This is a genomic window from Deltaproteobacteria bacterium, from assembly GCA_016875395.1.
In the GTDB taxonomy this organism is placed as follows: domain Bacteria; phylum Myxococcota_A; class UBA9160; order UBA9160; family UBA6930; genus VGRF01.
Genome location: VGRF01000067.1, coordinates 1 through 2,777 on the forward strand (window position 1 = coordinate 1; position 2,777 = coordinate 2,777).

4 protein-coding genes are annotated in these 2,777 nt (G+C 68.9%); 1 reads left to right on the forward strand and 3 read right to left on the reverse strand.

Annotated elements, in window-relative coordinates; genetic code table 11:
- The 3 genes from FJ091_22015 to FJ091_22025 all read right to left on the reverse strand — a co-directional run.
- On the reverse strand, positions 1 to 1,438 hold a 1,438-nt coding region (locus FJ091_22015; protein MBM4386025.1), incomplete at its 3' end, for an IS66 family transposase.
- Between the two features lie 62 nt (positions 1,439 to 1,500).
- Positions 1,501 to 1,872: an IS66 family insertion sequence element accessory protein TnpB gene (tnpB, locus tag FJ091_22020; GenBank protein ID MBM4386026.1), complete on the reverse strand. Its 372-nt coding sequence runs from the start codon at positions 1,870 to 1,872 to the stop codon at positions 1,501 to 1,503.
- The gene (locus FJ091_22025) at positions 1,869 to 2,186 is read right to left on the reverse strand and encodes a hypothetical protein (protein MBM4386027.1); all 318 of its coding nucleotides are present in this window, start codon (positions 2,184 to 2,186) and stop codon (positions 1,869 to 1,871) included. Before FJ091_22025 ends, tnpB begins: the two co-directional genes overlap by 4 nt.
- Before the next feature lie 130 nt (positions 2,187 to 2,316).
- On the opposite strand from FJ091_22025, the gene FJ091_22030 reads away from it, so the two are divergent.
- On the forward strand, positions 2,317 to 2,700 hold the full coding sequence (locus tag FJ091_22030) for a transposase family protein (GenBank protein MBM4386028.1): 384 nt from the start codon (positions 2,317 to 2,319) through the stop codon (positions 2,698 to 2,700).
- The last annotated feature ends 77 nt before the right edge of the window (positions 2,701 to 2,777 follow it).

The window sequence follows — 2,777 nt, forward strand, 5'->3', positions numbered from 1 at the left end:
AGCCCGCCGGCTCGATGCCAGCGTGCGTCGCCGACTCGATCAGCGTGTAGAAGAGCGCCGCGACGCGCGTCCCGCGCTCGGACTTCGAGCCGTAGTGATTCTTGCGACCGACGGCGACGGGTCGCATGCCGCGCTCGACCAGGTTCGTGTCGATCGGGATCCGCGCGTCATCCGCGAAGCGCACGAGGCCGTCCCACAGCGTGAGCGCGTAGCCGACTGCCTTGCCGAGACCGGAGCGCGGCAGCACCGCCTGGTTCATCAGCCACGTCCTGATCTCGTCGACGACGGGCTTGGAGCGCTCGCGCCGCAGCTCCGCGAGCCGCGCACGACGACCGTCGCCGTCGAGGTCCGCGACCTCGGCTTCGACCGCGTACAGCTTGCCGATCAGCTCGAGCATCGTCGCTGCCTGTGGCCACGCCGGCTCCGCGTCGTGAAACTTGCGCCGCACATGCGCCCAGCAGTGCGCCAGCACGATCGGCCCGGCGCGCTCGCGCACGAGCACGTCGCGAAGCGTCTGGTAGGCCGCGTAGCCGTCGGTCACGAGGATCCCGGAGAAGCCGTCGAGCACCGTCCGCGCGGCCTCGGTCGAGCGCGACTTCGGGATCCGGTACGCGACGCCCTTCTCGGATGCCGCCGACCACGCAAACCACTTCGACGAGCCCGGCTTGTCGAGCAGCGGCCACTGCGTCTCGTCCGCCAGCACGACCTCCGAGCCCAGCACCTCGCGCCACAGCGCCTCGTAGGTCGGCTCGCGGTGCGCCGACAGCGCGTGGATCTGGTCCCACAGCGTCTGCGTGTCGACGATCAGTCCGGCACGCGCCATCTGCTTCACCTGGCGCGCGAGCGGCAGGTGGTCGGCGTACTTCGCGACCGCCACCGACACCGCGAAGTCGACCGAGTAGCGCCCGCCCGCGATCAGCTTGCGTGGCCCGAGTGCCGTCTCGATGCACTCGCCGCACGAGCAGGTGTACTTCTGGCGGCGGTGGCGCACGATGCGAAACGAGCGCTCGACGACGTCGATCTCCTCCGCGTCCTCGAAGTGCCCGTCCCACGTCTTGAGATCGCCGCCGCACTTCGGGCACGCCTGGTCCGCATCGTCGAGCACGTGCACCACGTCGACCATCGGCAGCTCGGGCTGATCGCGCCGGCCGTGCCCCGTGCGCTCAGACGTGGTGCCGTTGCTCGCACCATCGCCCGACTTGTCGCGGCGGCGCTTCTCGGACGACGCGCCGAAGAGCTCGCGGTTGCGCGCGTCGAGCTGCTCCTTCAGAAACGCGAGCTCCTGCTGGATCGCGAGGATCGCATCCTCGCCGCGCGCGACCGCGAGCTCCTGCGCGAGCTCGAGGAGGCGCTTGTGCAGCCGGGAGTTCTCGGCCTGCTGGATGAGGGCGACCTGGCGCAGGCGCTCGATGTCGCTCTCGGTCTCGATCCGGATCACACCGATGTCTTAGCAAGCGCAAAGTTCAAAGACCAGGCGCGCGAGTGGGATTTCGTGTACTTTCACTGTCGCGCAGCGAGCGGTCGCGGCACGAAGACCGCCGGCGACAGCGCGACGCGCCCGATCGCGCGCGAGCCCTCGAGGAAGAGCGCGAGCTCGCTCGTCGTCAGCTCGACCGCAGCCGCGCGGCCTCCCCACAGGCTCGCGAAGCGCCCCTGCTCGAGACGCTTCGCGTAGATGCACAGCCCCGTGCCGTCCCACACCAGCACCTGCGCACGCGTCCGGCTGCGGTTCACGAAGAGGAACAGGTGCCCCGACAGCGGATCGCGACCGAGCCTCTTCGACACCAGCGCCGAGAGTCCGTCGAAGCCCGCGCGCAGGTCCGCCGGCTCCGGGTACGCCCACACGCGCAGCGTGCGCGTCGAGCCGATCACGCCAGCGCGCGCAGCGGCGCCGCTGCCGACACGACGGTCAGACCTTCGACTCGGTAGCCACCCGGCGCGGTCAGCGTGAGCAGCCCCGTCGGCACGTCGTCATCGTCGCGGACGACGATCGGCACCAGCGACCGCGACGGCCTCACGGCCGTCGGCGTCGTCCAGCGCCGGACCGACTCCGACGACACGCCGAGCGCCTGCGCGACCTTCCGCACGCCGTCGCCGCACCGACGGCGCTCGCGGGCGTAGCTGATCACTTCCGCGCGCAGCTCTTCGGGAATGCGCGCGCCGCGCGTTCGCCGGCCGAGCGCCATCACGCGCCGCCGTAGCTCCCCTGCATCTCTTCCCATCGCGAGCCCTCCGTCCAGAGAAATCGCGACGCTCTCATGTCATGCCAGCGCTCGACCAGATGGGGCTCGGCAAGTCCTTACGATCTGCACCAAGGTGGAGAACGGCCTCGAACGTTCGATGACGTACAATCGGGCCTTTATGGCGCCTATCATCCGCCGCTTCCCCACGCCCAAGATCTTCAACACCGACCAGGGCTCGCAGTTCACCTCGGAGGACTTCACCGGCGTCCTGCTCGACCGAGGCATCAAGATCAGCATGGACGGCAAGGGCCGCTTCCTCGACAACATCTTCGCGGAACGCCCCTGGCGTTCACTGAAGTACGAGGAGGTCTACCTGAAGGCCTACGACTCGCTGACGCAGGCCCGCGCCGGACTCGGCGCGTACTTCGAGTTCTTCAACCACGACCGACCGCACAGCGCCTTGGGCCGCCAGACTCCGGCTGCATTCTACGATTCCACGGCCGCAGTCGCGGCATGATCACCGCGATCACGACCCGGAAATCAGCCGTCAATTATTGAAAGAAGACTCGCAGAACGCTGTGAGCGAACAACCAG